This window comes from Pseudomonas synxantha BG33R, assembly GCF_000263715.2.
GTDB lineage: Bacteria > Pseudomonadota > Gammaproteobacteria > Pseudomonadales > Pseudomonadaceae > Aquipseudomonas > Aquipseudomonas synxantha_A.
Genome location: NZ_CM001514.1, coordinates 5,420,395 through 5,435,231, shown reverse-complemented (window position 1 = coordinate 5,435,231; position 14,837 = coordinate 5,420,395). Strand labels below are relative to the sequence as shown.

Annotated in this window: 14 protein-coding genes; 9 read left to right on the top strand and 5 right to left on the bottom strand. The window is 59.1% G+C overall.

All coding sequences use genetic code 11. The annotated features are described in order from the left end of the window. Window positions 1-16: 16 nt before the first annotated feature. Window positions 17-1,255 (bottom strand): MFS transporter, encoded by a 1,239-nt coding sequence (locus tag PSEBG33_RS03950; RefSeq protein WP_005791631.1) that lies wholly within the window; start codon window positions 1,253-1,255, stop codon window positions 17-19. A gap of 316 nt (window positions 1,256-1,571) precedes the next feature. Here PSEBG33_RS03950 and PSEBG33_RS03955 point away from each other — a divergent pair, with 316 nt between their 5' ends. Genes PSEBG33_RS03955 through PSEBG33_RS29095 form a run of 3 tightly spaced genes read left to right on the top strand, consistent with a single transcriptional unit; the run spans window position 1,572 to window position 4,200 of the window. Beyond that, window positions 1,572-3,011 carry a cytochrome ubiquinol oxidase subunit I gene (locus PSEBG33_RS03955; RefSeq protein WP_005791629.1) on the top strand — a complete coding sequence of 480 codons (1,440 nt, stop codon included), beginning with the start codon at window positions 1,572-1,574 and terminating at the stop codon, window positions 3,009-3,011. Between the two features lies 1 nt (window position 3,012). Then, complete coding sequence (gene cydB, locus PSEBG33_RS03960) at window positions 3,013-4,020, top strand: cytochrome d ubiquinol oxidase subunit II (protein WP_005791627.1); 1,008 nt, start codon at window positions 3,013-3,015, stop codon at window positions 4,018-4,020. 12 nt (window positions 4,021-4,032) lie between these two features. Continuing rightward, a complete protein-coding gene (locus PSEBG33_RS29095) occupies window positions 4,033-4,200 on the top strand; it encodes a DUF2474 domain-containing protein (RefSeq protein ID WP_005791626.1) in 168 nt (55 codons plus the stop codon). Between the two features lie 66 nt (window positions 4,201-4,266). Here PSEBG33_RS29095 and PSEBG33_RS03965 read toward each other — a convergent pair whose 3' ends face one another. Together PSEBG33_RS03965 and PSEBG33_RS03970 are read right to left on the bottom strand one after the other, a co-directional pair. Further along, window positions 4,267-5,391 carry a methyltransferase gene (locus PSEBG33_RS03965; protein ID WP_005791624.1) on the bottom strand — a complete coding sequence of 375 codons (1,125 nt, stop codon included), beginning with the start codon at window positions 5,389-5,391 and terminating at the stop codon, window positions 4,267-4,269. 144 nt (window positions 5,392-5,535) lie between these two features. Then, complete coding sequence (locus PSEBG33_RS03970) at window positions 5,536-6,246, bottom strand: helix-turn-helix transcriptional regulator (protein ID WP_005791622.1); 711 nt, start codon at window positions 6,244-6,246, stop codon at window positions 5,536-5,538. A gap of 458 nt (window positions 6,247-6,704) precedes the next feature. On the opposite strand from PSEBG33_RS03970, the gene PSEBG33_RS03975 reads away from it, so the two are divergent. Then, window positions 6,705-7,481, top strand: coding sequence for a ferredoxin--NADP reductase (locus PSEBG33_RS03975; protein WP_005791620.1), 777 nt, complete (start codon window positions 6,705-6,707; stop codon window positions 7,479-7,481). A 40-nt stretch (window positions 7,482-7,521) separates the two neighbouring features. Here PSEBG33_RS03975 and mscL read toward each other — a convergent pair whose 3' ends face one another. Next, the gene (gene mscL, locus PSEBG33_RS03980; protein WP_005791618.1) at window positions 7,522-7,941 is read right to left on the bottom strand and encodes a large-conductance mechanosensitive channel protein MscL; all 420 of its coding nucleotides are present in this window, start codon (window positions 7,939-7,941) and stop codon (window positions 7,522-7,524) included. A 287-nt stretch (window positions 7,942-8,228) separates the two neighbouring features. Between mscL and katB the strand changes: the two genes are divergently transcribed. Genes katB through radA form a run of 3 tightly spaced genes read left to right on the top strand, consistent with a single transcriptional unit; the run spans window position 8,229 to window position 11,770 of the window. Then, complete coding sequence (gene katB, locus PSEBG33_RS03985; RefSeq protein WP_005791616.1) at window positions 8,229-9,770, top strand: catalase KatB; 1,542 nt, start codon at window positions 8,229-8,231, stop codon at window positions 9,768-9,770. 57 nt (window positions 9,771-9,827) lie between these two features. Next, the gene (locus PSEBG33_RS03990) at window positions 9,828-10,367 is read left to right on the top strand and encodes an ankyrin repeat domain-containing protein (protein WP_005791615.1); all 540 of its coding nucleotides are present in this window, start codon (window positions 9,828-9,830) and stop codon (window positions 10,365-10,367) included. 35 nt (window positions 10,368-10,402) lie between these two features. Further along, window positions 10,403-11,770, top strand: a complete 1,368-nt coding sequence (gene radA, locus PSEBG33_RS03995; protein WP_005791613.1) for a DNA repair protein RadA — start codon at window positions 10,403-10,405, stop codon at window positions 11,768-11,770. Window positions 11,771-11,837: 67 nt separating this feature from the next. On the opposite strand, the gene PSEBG33_RS04000 is transcribed toward radA, so the two are convergent. After that, window positions 11,838-12,206, bottom strand: a complete 369-nt coding sequence (locus PSEBG33_RS04000) for a PilZ domain-containing protein (protein WP_005791611.1) — start codon at window positions 12,204-12,206, stop codon at window positions 11,838-11,840. Between the two features lie 173 nt (window positions 12,207-12,379). Here PSEBG33_RS04000 and PSEBG33_RS04005 point away from each other — a divergent pair, with 173 nt between their 5' ends. Both PSEBG33_RS04005 and PSEBG33_RS04010 read left to right on the top strand, forming a co-directional pair. Next, the gene (locus PSEBG33_RS04005) at window positions 12,380-14,446 is read left to right on the top strand and encodes a carbon starvation CstA family protein (RefSeq protein ID WP_005791609.1); all 2,067 of its coding nucleotides are present in this window, start codon (window positions 12,380-12,382) and stop codon (window positions 14,444-14,446) included. A 15-nt stretch (window positions 14,447-14,461) separates the two neighbouring features. After that, on the top strand, window positions 14,462-14,659 hold the full coding sequence (locus tag PSEBG33_RS04010; protein WP_003194308.1) for a YbdD/YjiX family protein: 198 nt from the start codon (window positions 14,462-14,464) through the stop codon (window positions 14,657-14,659). Window positions 14,660-14,837: the final 178 nt, after the last annotated feature.

Here is a 14,837-nt window from a genome sequence, read left to right as displayed (position 1 = left end):
GGTACAACGCTTAAGCTTATGGCTTGGTTTCTTCCACCGGCACATGCATACGATCGCGATTGGCGAGGGTCGGGAACAACTTGATCCATACCCCGGTCACCACCAGCGTGCCGATCCCGCCCATTACCACCGCCGGCACGGTGCCGAACCAATGAGCGGTTATCCCGGATTCGAACTCGCCCAGTTGATTGGATGCACCGATAAACAGGCCATTGACCGCGCTGACTCGCCCACGCATCTCATCCGGTGTTTCCAGTTGCACGAACGACGCGCGGATCACCATGCTGATCATGTCCGCCGCGCCGAGCACTACCAGCACCGCCAGGGAGAACCAGAACGAGGTCGAAAGGCCGAAGGCAATGGTCGCCACGCCGAATACGCCAACGGCGGTAAACATCACGCGTCCTACCTTGCGGTCTACCGAGAACCGCGCCAGCCACAGTGACATCAGCAAGGCGCCCACCGCCGGTGCCGAACGCAGCAGGCCCAGGCCCCAGGCGCCGGTCAGCAGGATGTCCTTGGCGAACACCGGCAGCAACGCGGTGGCGCCGCCCAGCAGTACGGCAAACAGGTCCAGGGAGATGGCGCCGAGGATGTCCGGGCGGCTGCGGATAAAGCGGATGCCGGCCAGCAGCGAGTCCATCGTGGCCTTGGCTTTGTTGAGCGGCGTCTGGCGGGCGGGCAGGTTCAAGGTCAGCACGCAGGCAATCAGGTACAGCGCCACGGTCGGGCCGTACACCCACACGCTACCAAACGCGTAGAGCAAACCGCCAACGGCGGGTGCGACGATGGTCGCCAGTTGCTGGGCCGATTGCGATGCCGCCACGGCCCGTGGGAACAACGCGCTGGGCACGATGCTTGGCAACAGTGCCTGGGTGGTGGGCATTTCAAATGAGCGCGCGGCGCCCAACAGGAAGGCGAGGATAAAGATCATCTCGCGGGTCACGTTGCCGGTCAGGCCGCCGATGGCCAGGGACAAGGCAATCAGCGCCTGTAACGTCTGGCAAATGGCGGCGACCCTGCGTCGCTCATAGCGATCGGCCACATGCCCGGTGTGCAGCATGAACAGCACGCGCGGTACGAATTCCACCAGGCCAACCAGCCCCAGGTCCAGCACGTTGCCGGTTAGTTGGTAGAGGTTCCAGCCGATCGCCACGGTGAGCATCTGGAAGCCGCTGGCGGTAAAGATCCGCGCCAGCCAGAACGCGATGAAAGGGCGGTGGTGACGTAACAGCAACGCGGGTTCACTGGGCATCGGGAATCAGGTCGGCAGCGGGGGAATGGCGAGATTAGCATCAAGCTGTAACAAATAGTTGCAAGAACAGGACTGAGGCAAGCTGTCACGCGGCAAAAGACCACACAGTCGTACAGCAAAAATGGGACTACTCTTTCAACGATGCTTGATCCAGATCAAAACCTGCCCCGGAATTGCTCTGGCGGCCGCAAGGCCAGAATCCCCACGAGATGGGTAAAAAAAGAAACGAATTGAAATTCGCCACACTCCATATCCGTGGGGGCAGTGGGTGCAGGCTCCCAGCCAGCAGCCGGTATTACCTGACAGAGGAAGACTTATGTTCGGTTTGGAGGCGCTAGATCTCGCCCGAATTCAATTCGCGTTCACCATCTCGTTTCACATCCTGTTCCCGGCGATCACCATCGGCCTGGCCAGTTACCTTGCGGTGCTGGAGGGCTTGTGGCTCAAGACTCATAACGATACCTACCGTGACCTCTACCATTTCTGGTCGAAGATCTTTGCCGTCAACTTCGGCATGGGTGTGGTCTCCGGCTTGGTCATGGCCTATCAGTTTGGCACCAACTGGAGCCGTTTCTCGGACTTCGCCGGTGCTGTCACCGGGCCATTGCTGACGTACGAAGTGCTCACGGCCTTCTTCCTTGAGGCCGGTTTCCTTGGTGTGATGCTGTTCGGCTGGAACAAGGTGGGGCGCAAGCTGCACTTTTTCTCCACGGTGATGGTGGCCGTGGGGACGTTGATCTCCACGTTCTGGATTCTCGCCTCCAACAGCTGGATGCAAACGCCACAGGGCTTTGAAATCATTGATGGCCGGGTGATTCCCACCGATTGGCTGGCGGTGATCTTCAACCCTTCGTTCCCCTATCGCCTGATGCATATGGCCACGGCTGCATTTGTTGCCACGGCATTCTTCGTCGGCTCGTCGGCGGCCTGGCATTTGCTGCGCGGCAAGGACAACCCGGCGATCCGCAAAATGCTCTCCATGGCGATGTGGATGGCGCTGATCGTTGCGCCCATCCAGGCGGTGATCGGTGACTTCCATGGCCTTAATACCCTCAAGCATCAACCGGCAAAAATCGCCGCGATTGAAGGCCACTGGGAAAACATCGGCAACGAGCCGACGCCGCTGATTCTGTTTGGCTGGCCGGACATGAAAGCCGAGAAGACCAAATACGCGGTCGAGATTCCGTACCTGGGCAGCCTGATCCTGACCCACTCCCTGGACAAGCAGGTGCCGGCCCTCAAGGAGTTCCCCCCTGAGGACCGCCCCAACTCGACCATCGTGTTCTGGTCGTTCCGGGTCATGGTTGGCCTGGGTTTCCTGATGATCTTCACCGGTCTGTTCAGCCTGTGGCTGCGCCGTGGCGACAAGATGTACACCTCCAAACCGTTCCTGTACCTGGCGCTGTGGATGGGCCCGTCCGGGCTGATTGCGATTCTTGCTGGCTGGTTCACCACTGAAATCGGCCGCCAGCCTTGGGTGGTCTACGGGCTGATGCGCACCGCAGATGCCTCGTCCGGGCATAGCCTGGCGCAGATGACCATTACCTTGGTGTTGTTCGTGGTGGTGTACTTCGCGCTGTTCGGCGCAGGCCTGGGTTACATGATGCGCCTGGTGCGCAAGGGCCCTGTGACTCACGACAGTACCGAACCGGCCCATGGTGGCCCTGGTCAGAAACGCACCCCGGCGCGTCCGTTGTCTGCCGCCGACGATGGCAGCGATAACGACCACGACCACATCCAGCACAAGGGGAATTGAGATGGGTATTGATCTTCCGCTGATCTGGGCCGTGATCATCATCTTCGGCATCATGATGTATGTGGTCATGGACGGCTTCGACCTGGGTATCGGCATCCTCTTTCCGTTTATTCCCGGCAAAGTCGACCGTGACGTGATGATGAACACCGTGGCCCCTGTATGGGACGGCAACGAAACCTGGCTGGTACTCGGCGGCGCGGCGTTGTTTGGCGCCTTCCCGCTGGCGTATTCGGTGGTGTTGTCGGCGTTGTATCTGCCGCTGATCCTGATGCTGATCGGGCTGATCTTTCGCGGCGTGGCCTTTGAGTTCCGCTTCAAGGCCAAGGACCACAAGCGTCACCTGTGGGACAAGGCGTTTATCGGTGGCTCGCTGGCAGCGACCTTCTTCCAGGGCGTGGCGTTGGGCGCCTTTATCGACGGCATCCCGGTGGTGGACCGCCAGTTTGCCGGTGGCTCACTGGACTGGCTCACACCGTTCACGATGTTCTGCGGCGTGGCGCTGATCGTGGCCTATGCCTTGCTCGGCTGCACCTGGCTGATCATGAAGACCGAGGGCAAGTTGCAGGAGCAGATGCATAACCTGGCGCGGCCGTTGGCTTTCGTGGTGTTGGCGGTGATCGGTATCGTCAGTATCTGGACGCCTCTGACCCACCCGGAAATCGCTTCGCGCTGGTTCACCTTGCCGAACCTGTTCTGGTTCCTGCCGGTGCCGGTTCTGGTATTGGTCACGATGTACGGACTGTTCCGCGCCGTGGCTCGTCATGCGCACTACACGCCGTTCCTGCTGACGCTGGTGCTGATCTTCCTGGGCTACAGCGGCCTGGGCATCAGCTTGTGGCCTAATATCATCCCGCCATCCGTGTCGATCTGGGACGCTGCGGCACCGCCGCAAAGCCAGGGCTTCATGCTGGTGGGCACGTTGTTCATCATCCCGTTCATCCTGGGTTATACCTTCTGGAGCTACTACGTGTTCCGCGGCAAGGTCACCCACGAAGACGGCTACCACTAGGAGGGTTGAAACATGTCCGGTAAACCTTCACTGCACGAGATTGAACAGGCCGAGAAGCAGCCATTGTGGCGGCGCCTGGGATGGCTGGCGATGATCTGGGTCGGCAGCGTGCTGGCCCTGTTCGTGGTGGCCAGCCTGATGCGCATGTTCATGAATGCGGCGGGCCTGACCACGCACTGACATACCGAACCGGCCTGCCAGCGTGAGAGGCAAGCCCTGCTCTTCTATTGGAAGGGCAGGGCTTTTTTATTTGCGCGCTTTGAGGATGACGAACTTTGGTGTGGCCGCCACTTGTTCGACGCCACGGAACAATCGCGCCAACTTGCTGTGGTAGCCCAGGTGGCGATTACCCACGATATACAACGCGCCGCCCACTACCAGGGCTTCGCGTGCCTGCTGGAACATGCGCCAGGCGAGGAAGTCACCCACCACTTGTTGTTGATGAAACGGTGGGTTGCACAGCACCACGTCCAACGATTGCGCCTCCTGACCGGCCAGGCCGTCATCGGCGCGTACAATCACGTCGCGATCGCCCAGGGCGGCTTGCCAGTTTTCAGCCGCCGATTGCACGGCCATATAGGACTCATCCACCAACGTGTACTGCGTGTCGGGGTTTTGCAGAGCGCTGGCAATCGCCAATACGCCATTGCCGCAGCCCAGGTCTGCCACGCGGGCGCTGCCAAGGTTTTTCGGCAGGTGCGGCAGGAAGGCACGGGTGCCGATGTCCAGGCCTTCGCGGCAGAAAACGTTGGCGTGGTTGAGCAACTCGATCGCTGGGGCGTCCAGGGTGTAGCGGGTGGGGTAGGGCGAGACTGCGACAGGGCGATCTGCCACGGTGGCGATCAGCAATCGCGCCTTTTTGACCGCAAGCGTCGCGTGCATCGGCCCGATGTAACGCTCCAGCAGTTCACCGGCGGCGCGGGGCAAGTGCTTGACCATCGCCCCGGCGATCACCTCGGCGCCCGGCGCCAATTGCCCTTGCAGGCGGATCAACTGTTCTTCCAGCAGCGCCAGGGTTTTTGGCACACGGATCAGCACCCGATCGAAGGGCCCCACCGGCGCGATGCTGGCGGGTACGAATGGCACGGCATCAAACGCCTTGCCGTTACGCACCAGGTTTTTCTCCAGGGCGTGGGCGGCGAGGAACGAGTCGCCGCTGGAGGTCACCGGCATCTGGCCCGCTAGGCTGGCCGCGAGGGCACCAAAGCTGTCATTGAGTACCAGCACGCGGGTCAGCGCATTGGGTTGCTGTGCGCCAAGGTGGTTGAGCAGGTACTCGTCGGCGGCATCGAATGCTTGCAGCGGATCATTGTGTTGCTCTGGCTGACGAATCAGATCGAGCTGGGCGAAAGGGCTGTCAAGCAGGGGCATGGGGGAAGAATGCTCTGGGTAATCGACGGAACCGTCTGAGTGAAAGGCGACGCGACCCGCTGAAGGGGGCGGCATCAACACTCAGAATTGGCCGTAAATGTTACGTTTTTTTTTACGCAATGACATGGGGTGTTTAATTGACGATTAGAGCATCCCCGCTTTGGCGAGGCAGAGCACAGCCTGGATCTTACTGGTGACCTTCAATTTGCTGAGTACTCTGCCGACATGAAAACCCACCGTGCGCTCGGACAGGCACAGAATGCGAGCGATCTCCGCGGCGGTCTTGCCCATCGCGCACCATCTGAGAATCTCCGTTTCGCGGGCCGTTAACTTGAACGGCGCCTCGTCGATGGGTTCGCAGGTGTATTGAAGCGCGACTACGGCATGCATCGCATGGCAGAGCCACAAGACTTGACCGGCTTTTTCGTAAAGCTCTTCAGGGCTGACCTCACCCTTGTCACGCACCAGGGTCAGCATACTGAATACACCCTTGAAATCATGCACCGCCTGGGACCAGCCCCTATGCACCCCAAATGACTCAGCCAAGTCCCACAGTTCAGGGGTGTTACCGAAGGCTTGCTTCTCCCAGAGGATGGGCAGTACAGAGTGCTTGCAGTGAACTACAGCCGGATCTTTGTCGAAGAAACCTGCTTGTTGATAGATTCTGTTCCATTCATTTGGGTAGTTGTTGCAGTTGAAAGGCTTTGCTTGGGTATTTTCGGATTGAGTACTCATCGTGAACGAGCAATATTTGAACCCCATTTCCTGAGTGCGGTTGATCACCATTTCATACACGGTGGTGATTTCGCTCTCGCCTTCCAGCTTGGGCAGCCGTGAATTGCGCCAATTGACCATCGGTAACTCTCCATGGGTTTCTTTGTGACTTGGGTACTTCCTGATCCCCAATCCAGCACGAAAACAAGTGTAGGACACGTCGTACAAGCTAGTCTGAAAAAAAATTCATCAGGTGGTTGGTCTACAGGTTTCAGATATGTACAAGCGTTGTTGGTTTGTATGAAAAAACCGATGGGACATTTTTTTTGCACTGGTTTTAATGACTTGCAGGTGATATCAAAATGACGTCTTCGGACGGCGTAGTTTCATCTTGTGGCGTATTCCGGTTGGGTTAATAGCCAAATGATTAGTATGAGTGTGCGGCTCTTTGTTTCCTTCGGATTGCTGGTGAGCCGCTGGCCCACTTGCGTCACTGACAGGCCGTGCATCATGGGTAAATGCAATGCCAGTACAAATCAACGGTGTTTGCGTCATCTGCTTTGAGAGACACTAGCAGCCTGTGCAAAACGGAGCCTCCCATGACGGCCAGTGCTGAGAAATTTACCCGCCAGACCTTGCTCGACGTGCAATCGCTGACCCCCAGCCTCTTCACCCTGCGCACCACTCGCGACCCAGGCTTTCGCTTTACCGCCGGCCAGTTCGTGCGCCTGGGTGTAACCAAGGCCGATGGCAGCACCGTGTGGCGTGCCTACTCTGTGGTGTCATCGCCTTTTGATGAGCATCTCGACTTTTTTTCCATCGTTGTTCCCGGCGGGGAGTTCACCAGCGAACTCAGCCGGCTGCGGGTCGGCGATACCCTGCTGGTAGAGCGCCAGGCCACCGGCTTCCTGACCCTTAATCGCTTCGTTGACGGGCGCGACCTGTGGCTGTTGGGGACAGGGACTGGCGTTGCGCCGTTCCTGTCGATCCTGCAGGACTTTGAGGTATGGGAAAAATTCGAACACGTCATCCTGGTATACAGCGCCCGGGAAGCGAAAGAGCTGGCCTACCAGGCGCTGATCAAAGAACTGGGGGAGCGCGAACACCTGGCCGAGTACGCGCATAAACTCACCTACATCCCCATCGTCACCCGCGAGCAACATCCGGGTGCGCTCAACGGGCGCATTACCACGTTGATCAAGAATGGCAAACTGGAGCGCACGGCCGGCCTTAAGTTAACACCCGAACATTCCCGCGTACTGATTTGCGGCAACCCGCAGATGGTCGATGACACTCGTCAGCTACTCAAGCAACGGGACATGCAACTGAGCCTGAGTCGACGCCCTGGTCAGGTTGCAGTAGAAAATTACTGGTAGAAAAAAGGCGCCTCACGAGGCGCCTTTTTGCAATCGCTGATTAAAGCGGTTTGTTGTTATTTTGAGCCTTGAGCAGATCGCGGATCTCGCCCAGCAGCACTTCTTCCTTGGTCGGCGTCGGTGGCAAGCTAGGGGCTACGGCTTCTTCTCGCTTCAGGCGGTTGATGGCCTTCACACCCATGAAGATCGCAAAAGCGACGATCACGAAGTCGATGATGCTCTGGATAAACTTGCCATAAGCCAACACCACCGCCGGTACGTCACCCTGCGCGGCCTTGAGTGTTATCGCCAGGTCGGCAAAGTCCACCCCCCCGATCAGCAGACCAATAGGCGGCATTATCACGTCGCCTACAAACGAGGAAACAATCTTGCCGAAGGCGGCGCCGATGATGATACCGACGGCCATGTCGACCACATTACCTTTGACCGCGAAGGCCTTGAACTCACTGATCACGCCCATAGGTTATTCCTTGTTACAGTTGAGAAGGGTGGAGGTCAGTGTAATTCAGTCGTACAAGGCTTGCTCGACACAACTGTTAACACTGTCGATTTTTATCGACACATTAAAACGCAAATAGTTTGCAAAGTGCCACCAATCGCGCGCGAATTACCCGTCATTTCGGCCAGTTACCAGATTATTTTCTTAATCGGGCCTGTGGTGTTTTTCTATTTATCTTCTGAGTCGCAGGTCACTAGCCTCTGACAAGCACAACAGAATGTGCGCTAAAAAAACCAGAGGAAACCTCGATGAACACTCCAATCCGCCGCAGGCCCGTGTCCGCGCGTCACGCGCTGGCACTGGTGACCGCAAGCCTGCTGTCCCTCTCCGTGCAAGCCGCCAACCTGACCCGCGATAACGGGGCCAACGTCGGTGATAACCAGAACTCGCAAACGGCCGGAGCGAACGGCCCGGTATTGTTGCAGGACGTTCAGCTGATCCAGAAGTTGCAGCGCTTTGACCGCGAACGCATCCCCGAGCGTGTGGTACATGCCCGCGGTACGGGCGCCCATGGCACCTTCACGGTGACCGACAACCTCAGCGACCTGACCAAGGCCAAGGTGTTCGCCGCCGGTGAAACCACGCCAGTGTTCGTACGCTTTTCGGCGGTCGTCCACGGCAACCATTCCCCTGAAACCCTGCGTGACCCACGGGGCTTTGCTACCAAGTTCTACACCGCCGAAGGTAACTGGGACCTGGTCGGCAATAACTTTCCGACCTTCTTTATCCGCGATGCCATCAAGTTCCCGGATATGGTCCATGCCTTCAAACCCGACCCACGCACCAACCTGGATGACGACTCGCGCCGTTTCGACTTCTTCTCCCATGTTCCCGAAGCCACGCGTACTTTGACCGAGTTGTACTCGGACTCCGGTACACCGGCCAGTTACCGCGAGATGGACGGTAATGGCGTACATGCCTACAAGTTGATCAACGCCAAGGGCGAAGTGCACTACGTCAAGTTCCACTGGAAGAGCCTGCAAGGCATCAAGAACCTGGATCCCAAGCAAGTCACCGAAGTACAGGGTCGTGACTACAGTCATATGACCAACGATTTGGTCACCCATATCAACAAGGGCGACTTCCCCAAGTGGGACTTGTATGTGCAAGTGCTCAAGCCCGAGGACTTGGCCAAGTTTGATTTCGACCCCCTGGATGCCACCAAGATCTGGCCGGATGTACCTGAGCGTAAAGTCGGGCAGATGGTGCTCAATCGCAACCCGGCCAATGTCTTCCAGGAAACCGAGCAAGTCGCGATGGCGCCTGCCAACCTGGTGCCGGGCATCGAGCCGTCGGAAGACCGCCTGCTGCAAGGCCGGGTGTTCTCCTATGCCGATACGCAAATGTACCGCTTGGGTGCGAACGCCCTGCAACTGCCGATCAACGCTCCACGGGTCACCGTCAACAACGGTAACCAGGACGGTGCGATGAACTTCGGCAAAACCACCACCGGCGTGAACTACCAGCCAAGCCGGCTGTTGCCACGCGAAGAGCCGCAAACCGCGCGCTACAGCCAGTCGCCGCTGTCGGGCAGCACCCAGCAGGCGAAGATCCAGCGCGAGCAGAACTTCAAACAGGCCGGTGACCTGTACCGCTCCTACACCAAGAAAGAGCGTCAGGACTTGATCGACAATTTCGGCGGCTCGCTGGCCACCACCGATGACGAGAGCAAGCACATCATCCTGTCGTTCCTTTACAAGGCTGATCCGGAATACGGCACCGGCGTGACCAAGGTGGCCAAAGGTGATCTGGCTCGCGTGAAGGCGCTGGCGGAAAAACTGACTGACTGATTCGTTGGTTGCGGTCGGCGCCTCTACGGGCGTCGACCTTTGGCAGGAGAAGCCCCTATGCGTATCTCTATCGGTTTACTGATGGCCATGCTGGCCTTTGTCGCCCATGCGGAGTCTCCCGACCCGGTGGCGCTCAAAGCCCAGTTGCAGGATTACTACTTCGACGCCGCTCGCCGTGGCGACCTCGACATGCTCAACACCTTTATCGACTCCGGCTACAGCCTCAACACCCAGGATGACAAAGGCTACACCGCACTGATTCTCGCCGCTTATCACGGCCAGGGCTCGTACGTGGAGCGTCTGCTCGACGCGGGTGCCAACGCCTGCGTACAGGACAAACGCGGCAACACGGCGCTGATGGGCGCAATCTTCAAGGGTGAGCTGAAAATCGCCCAGCGCCTGCTGGCCACCGACTGCAACCCGGACCAACGCAATGGCGCGGGACAGACTGCCGCCATGTACGCCGGGCTGTTCAAACGCGTCGAGTTGCTGGGTGAACTGCAAGCCAAAGGCGCAGACCTGAACGCCGAGGATCCCGTCGGTAACAGTGCTTCACGTTTGGCCAGTGGCGAAATCCGGACCCCGGCGTCGCGCTGAGCTATCATCGCGGTTTTTCGGTTGGAGGTTCTCACATGGCAAAGGCCAAGCGCATGTACGGCTGCACGGAGTGCGGCGCGACCTTTCCCAAATGGGCGGGCCAGTGCTCCGAATGCGGTGCGTGGAACACCCTGACTGAAACCATGATTGAAAGCGGTGGTGCCGCAGCTCCTACCGGCCGCGCCGGCTGGACCGGGCAACAGGCACAGATCAAGACCCTGGCCGAGGTCAGCGTCGAAGAGATCCCGCGTTTCTCCACCGCGTCCGGCGAACTGGACCGCGTACTTGGCGGTGGCCTGGTCGATGGTTCGGTGGTGCTGATCGGCGGTGACCCGGGCATCGGCAAGTCGACCATCCTCTTGCAAACCCTGTGCAGCATCGCCAGCCGTATGCCGGCGCTGTACGTCACCGGCGAAGAATCCCAACAGCAAGTGGCCATGCGCGCCCGCCGTTTGGGCCTGCCCCAGGACCAGTTGCGGGTCATGACCGAAACCTGCATCGAAAGCATCATCGCCACGGCGCGGATCGAAAAGCCCAAGGTCATGGTAATTGACTCGATCCAGACGATTTTCACCGAGCAACTGCAATCGGCACCGGGCGGCGTGTCCCAGGTGCGCGAGAGTGCGGCGCTGTTGGTGCGCTACGCCAAGCAGAGCGGCACGGCGATCTTCCTGGTCGGCCATGTGACCAAGGAAGGCGCGCTGGCCGGGCCACGGGTGTTGGAGCACATGGTGGATACCGTGCTGTATTTCGAAGGTGAGTCCGATGGCCGCCTGCGTTTGCTGCGGGCGGTAAAAAACCGCTTTGGCGCCGTGAACGAGCTGGGTGTGTTCGCCATGACTGACCGTGGACTGAAAGAAGTCTCCAACCCCTCGGCGATTTTTCTCACTCGGGCCCAGGAAGAAGTCCCGGGCAGTGTGGTGATGGCGACGTGGGAGGGTACCCGGCCCATGCTGGTGGAAGTCCAGGCGCTGGTGGATGACAGCCATTTGGCCAACCCGCGGCGGGTCACGCTGGGCCTGGACCAGAACCGTCTGGCGATGTTGCTGGCGGTATTGCACCGTCACGGCGGCATTCCGACCCATGACCAGGATGTTTTCCTTAACGTAGTGGGCGGGGTCAAGGTGCTGGAGACCGCCTCCGACCTGGCGCTGATGGCGGCGGTGATGTCCAGCCTGCGCAATCGGCCGCTGCCCCATGATCTGCTGGTGTTTGGTGAGGTCGGCCTGTCGGGCGAAGTCCGCCCGGTGCCCAGTGGGCAGGAGCGGTTGAAGGAGGCGGCCAAGCATGGGTTCAAGCGGGCGATCGTGCCCAAGGGCAATGCGCCGAAGGAAATGCCGGCAGGTTTGCAGGTGATTGGGGTGACGCGCCTGGAGCAGGCGTTGGATGCACTGTTCGAGTAGCCAGCGACACCGCGAAACCAATGTGGGAGGGAGCAAGCCCCCTCCCACATTTGAGTTGTGTTGGCTTCTAGATTTCCAGCAATGCCGCCAGCTCTCTGTGTAGCTCTTCCTCATCCCCCAGGTTCAACTCAATCAGTCGCCGCAAATGGCTGATCGAATCCAGATCGATATGTTGGCACACGAAGCCCAACTGCCCCTTATCCTCGTGGCTCAGCTTCACTTGCATCTTTATATGCGCTTTCGGATCCAGGCGTATGTCTACGTCGAACGGCAGCGCCTTGTTCCCCTTCCAATCTTCGGGGCGCTCGACCAGTAGACCCTTTAGCGAGAGATCCACCAGTTTCACCGGAAAATCCCATCCGTTTTGCCGAATTTCGGTTTTGGCATCAAAAGCAATCCGGCGAAAACGGCGGCGATCAGACGGTTGCTCAGTCATGGTGAAGTCCTCGGTGGATAGGAGGATTGTAGCCTTGCGCCATCATTTGGCATTTATTTCGTTTTTTTGCCGCATAGAAGGCTCTAGACCAACGTAGGGGGCTGGTCTTTGAGGCCAACAGCGCTAAACTCGGGCTGGCTGTCCTTTCTGTCCACCCTGGCTGGAATACAAAAATGAAAAATAATAATAGCCTGCTACGCCACCTACCCTGGCTGGTGCTGGCAATCGTAGGAGCGTGCGCCCTTGGCGTAGTGGCCTTGCGCCGCGGCGAGGCGATCAACGCCTTGTGGATTGTGGTCGCTGCTGTGGCCATCTATCTGGTTGCGTACCGTTACTACAGTCTGTTCATCGCCAATAACGTGATGCAACTCGACCCTCGGCGGGCCACCCCCGCAGTGGTCAATAACGACGGTTTGGACTATGTGCCGACCAACAAACATATCCTTTTCGGTCACCACTTTGCGGCGATTGCCGGTGCAGGCCCGTTGGTCGGTCCGGTGCTGGCGGCGCAGATGGGTTACCTGCCCGGCACTCTGTGGCTGATTGCCGGTGTGGTGCTGGCGGGTGCGGTGCAGGACTTCATGATCCTGTTCCTGTCCACTCGTCGCAACGGGCGTTCCCTGGGTGACATGGTTCGCGAAGAGATGGGCCGCATTCCCGGGACCATCGCCCTGTTTGGCTGCTTCCTGATCATGATCATCATCCTCGCGGTGCTGGCGCTGATCGTGGTCAAGGCCCTGGCCGAGAGCCCATGGGGCATCTTTACGGTGATGGCGACCATCCCGATTGCGATGTTCATGGGCATCTACATGCGCTACATCCGCCCGGGCCGCATCGGTGAAATTTCGATCATCGGCGTGCTGTTGCTGCTGGGTTCGATCTGGCTGGGCGGGCAGATTGCCGCTGACCCGGTCTGGGCCAAAGCCTTCACCTTCACCGGGATCCAGATCACCTGGATGCTGATCGGCTACGGCTTCGTTGCCGCTGTTCTGCCGGTTTGGCTGATCCTGGCGCCGCGTGACTACCTGTCGACGTTCCTGAAAATCGGCACCATCATCGCTCTGGCGATCGGCATCCTGGTCACCATGCCTGACCTGAAAATGCCAGCACTGACCCAGTTCATCGACGGCACTGGCCCGGTGTGGAAGGGCGGCCTGTTCCCGTTCCTGTTCATCACCATTGCCTGTGGCGCGGTCTCGGGCTTCCACGCGCTGATCTCTTCGGGTACCACGCCCAAGTTGCTCGCCAGTGAAAGCCACGCCCGTTACATCGGATACGGCGGCATGTTGATGGAGTCGTTCGTGGCCATCATGGCGATGGTTGCCGCTTCGGTGATCGAGCCTGGCGTGTACTTCGCCATGAACAGCCCGGCGGCGATTGTCGGTACTGACGTGGTCACCGTGGCGCAAACCGTCAGCAGTTGGGGCTTTGCAATTACCCCTGAAGCGCTGTCGGCCGTTGCCCACGATATCGGTGAAACCACCATTCTGGCGCGTGCCGGCGGTGCGCCGACGCTGGCGGTCGGTATCGCACAGATCCTGCACAGTGTGCTGCCGGGTGAAAACACCATGGCGTTCTGGTACCACTTTGCGATCCTGTTCGAAGCGCTGTTCATCCTCACCGCAGTGGATGCCGGTACCCGTGCCGGTCGTTTCATGCTGCAAGACCTGCTCGGTTCGTTCGTGCCTGCGCTCAAACGCACCGAGTCCTGGACCGCCAACCTGATCGCGACGGCCGGTTGCGTGGCCATGTGGGGTTACCTGCTGTACCAGGGCGTGATCGACCCACTGGGTGGCATCAACACCTTGTGGCCGCTGTTCGGTATCTCCAACCAGATGCTGGCGGGTATCGCGCTGATGCTGGCGACCGTTGTGCTGATCAAAATGAAGCGCCAGCGCTACATCTGGGTGACCATGTTGCCGGCCGTCTGGCTGCTGATCTGCACCACCACCGCAGGCTTCATCAAGCTGTTCGACGCCAACCCGGCGATCGGCTTCCTGTCGCTGGCCAAGAAATACAGCGATGCCCTGGCCAACGGTCAGATCCTCGCCCCGGCCAAGAGCATCGACCAGATGCAGCATGTGATCTGGAACGCCTACACCAACGCAACGCTGACGGCGCTGTTCCTGTTCGTGGTATTCAGCATCCTGTTCTATGCGCTCAAAGTCGGCGTAGCCGCCTGGGGCAACAAAGAGCGTACGGATAAAGAAGCGCCATTCCAGGCCGTACCGGACGCATAAGCGAGGATTGCCACTATGTTCAATGACATCAGTCGCCTCGGTAAATACCTCGGTCAGGCTGCGCGCCTGATGGTCGGCATGCCCGACTACGACACCTACGTCGAGCATATGCAAACCAAACACCCGGACAAGCCGGTGATGGACTACAAGGCGTTCTTCCGCGAACGCCAGGAGGCCCGTTACGGCGGCAAGGGTGGGCCCAAGTGCTGTTGACCCGGTAACGCGGGCCAATGCGATACCCCTGTGGGAGCAGGGCTTTCTGTGGGAGCTGGCTTGCCTGCGATAGCATCACCTCGGTCTGACTGAAGCACCGAGTTGTCTGCATCGCAGGCAAGCCAGCTCCCACAGGGGCCTTTGCTCCCACTTTTGTTTTGTGTTTATTCAGTTATCA

What these genes read in the sequence shown, in the direction of transcription:
- PSEBG33_RS03950 (WP_005791631.1), bottom strand. Translation starts at nt 1,255, where the DNA reads ATGCCCAGTGAACCCGCGTTGCTGTTACGTCACCACCGCCCTTTCATC.
- mscL (WP_005791618.1), bottom strand. Translation starts at nt 7,941, where the DNA reads ATGGGCGTGATCAGTGAGTTCAAGGCCTTCGCGGTCAAAGGTAATGTG.
- PSEBG33_RS03955 (WP_005791629.1), top strand. Translation starts at nt 1,572, where the DNA reads ATGTTCGGTTTGGAGGCGCTAGATCTCGCCCGAATTCAATTCGCGTTC.
- PSEBG33_RS04005 (WP_005791609.1), top strand. Translation starts at nt 12,380, where the DNA reads ATGAAAAATAATAATAGCCTGCTACGCCACCTACCCTGGCTGGTGCTG.
- radA (WP_005791613.1), top strand. Translation starts at nt 10,403, where the DNA reads ATGGCAAAGGCCAAGCGCATGTACGGCTGCACGGAGTGCGGCGCGACC.
- PSEBG33_RS03970 (WP_005791622.1), bottom strand. Translation starts at nt 6,246, where the DNA reads ATGGTCAATTGGCGCAATTCACGGCTGCCCAAGCTGGAAGGCGAGAGC.
- PSEBG33_RS03975 (WP_005791620.1), top strand. Translation starts at nt 6,705, where the DNA reads ATGACGGCCAGTGCTGAGAAATTTACCCGCCAGACCTTGCTCGACGTG.
- katB (WP_005791616.1), top strand. Translation starts at nt 8,229, where the DNA reads ATGAACACTCCAATCCGCCGCAGGCCCGTGTCCGCGCGTCACGCGCTG.
- cydB (WP_005791627.1), top strand. Translation starts at nt 3,013, where the DNA reads ATGGGTATTGATCTTCCGCTGATCTGGGCCGTGATCATCATCTTCGGC.
- PSEBG33_RS04000 (WP_005791611.1), bottom strand. Translation starts at nt 12,206, where the DNA reads ATGACTGAGCAACCGTCTGATCGCCGCCGTTTTCGCCGGATTGCTTTT.
- PSEBG33_RS29095 (WP_005791626.1), top strand. Translation starts at nt 4,033, where the DNA reads ATGTCCGGTAAACCTTCACTGCACGAGATTGAACAGGCCGAGAAGCAG.
- PSEBG33_RS04010 (WP_003194308.1), top strand. Translation starts at nt 14,462, where the DNA reads ATGTTCAATGACATCAGTCGCCTCGGTAAATACCTCGGTCAGGCTGCG.
- PSEBG33_RS03965 (WP_005791624.1), bottom strand. Translation starts at nt 5,391, where the DNA reads ATGCCCCTGCTTGACAGCCCTTTCGCCCAGCTCGATCTGATTCGTCAG.
- PSEBG33_RS03990 (WP_005791615.1), top strand. Translation starts at nt 9,828, where the DNA reads ATGCGTATCTCTATCGGTTTACTGATGGCCATGCTGGCCTTTGTCGCC.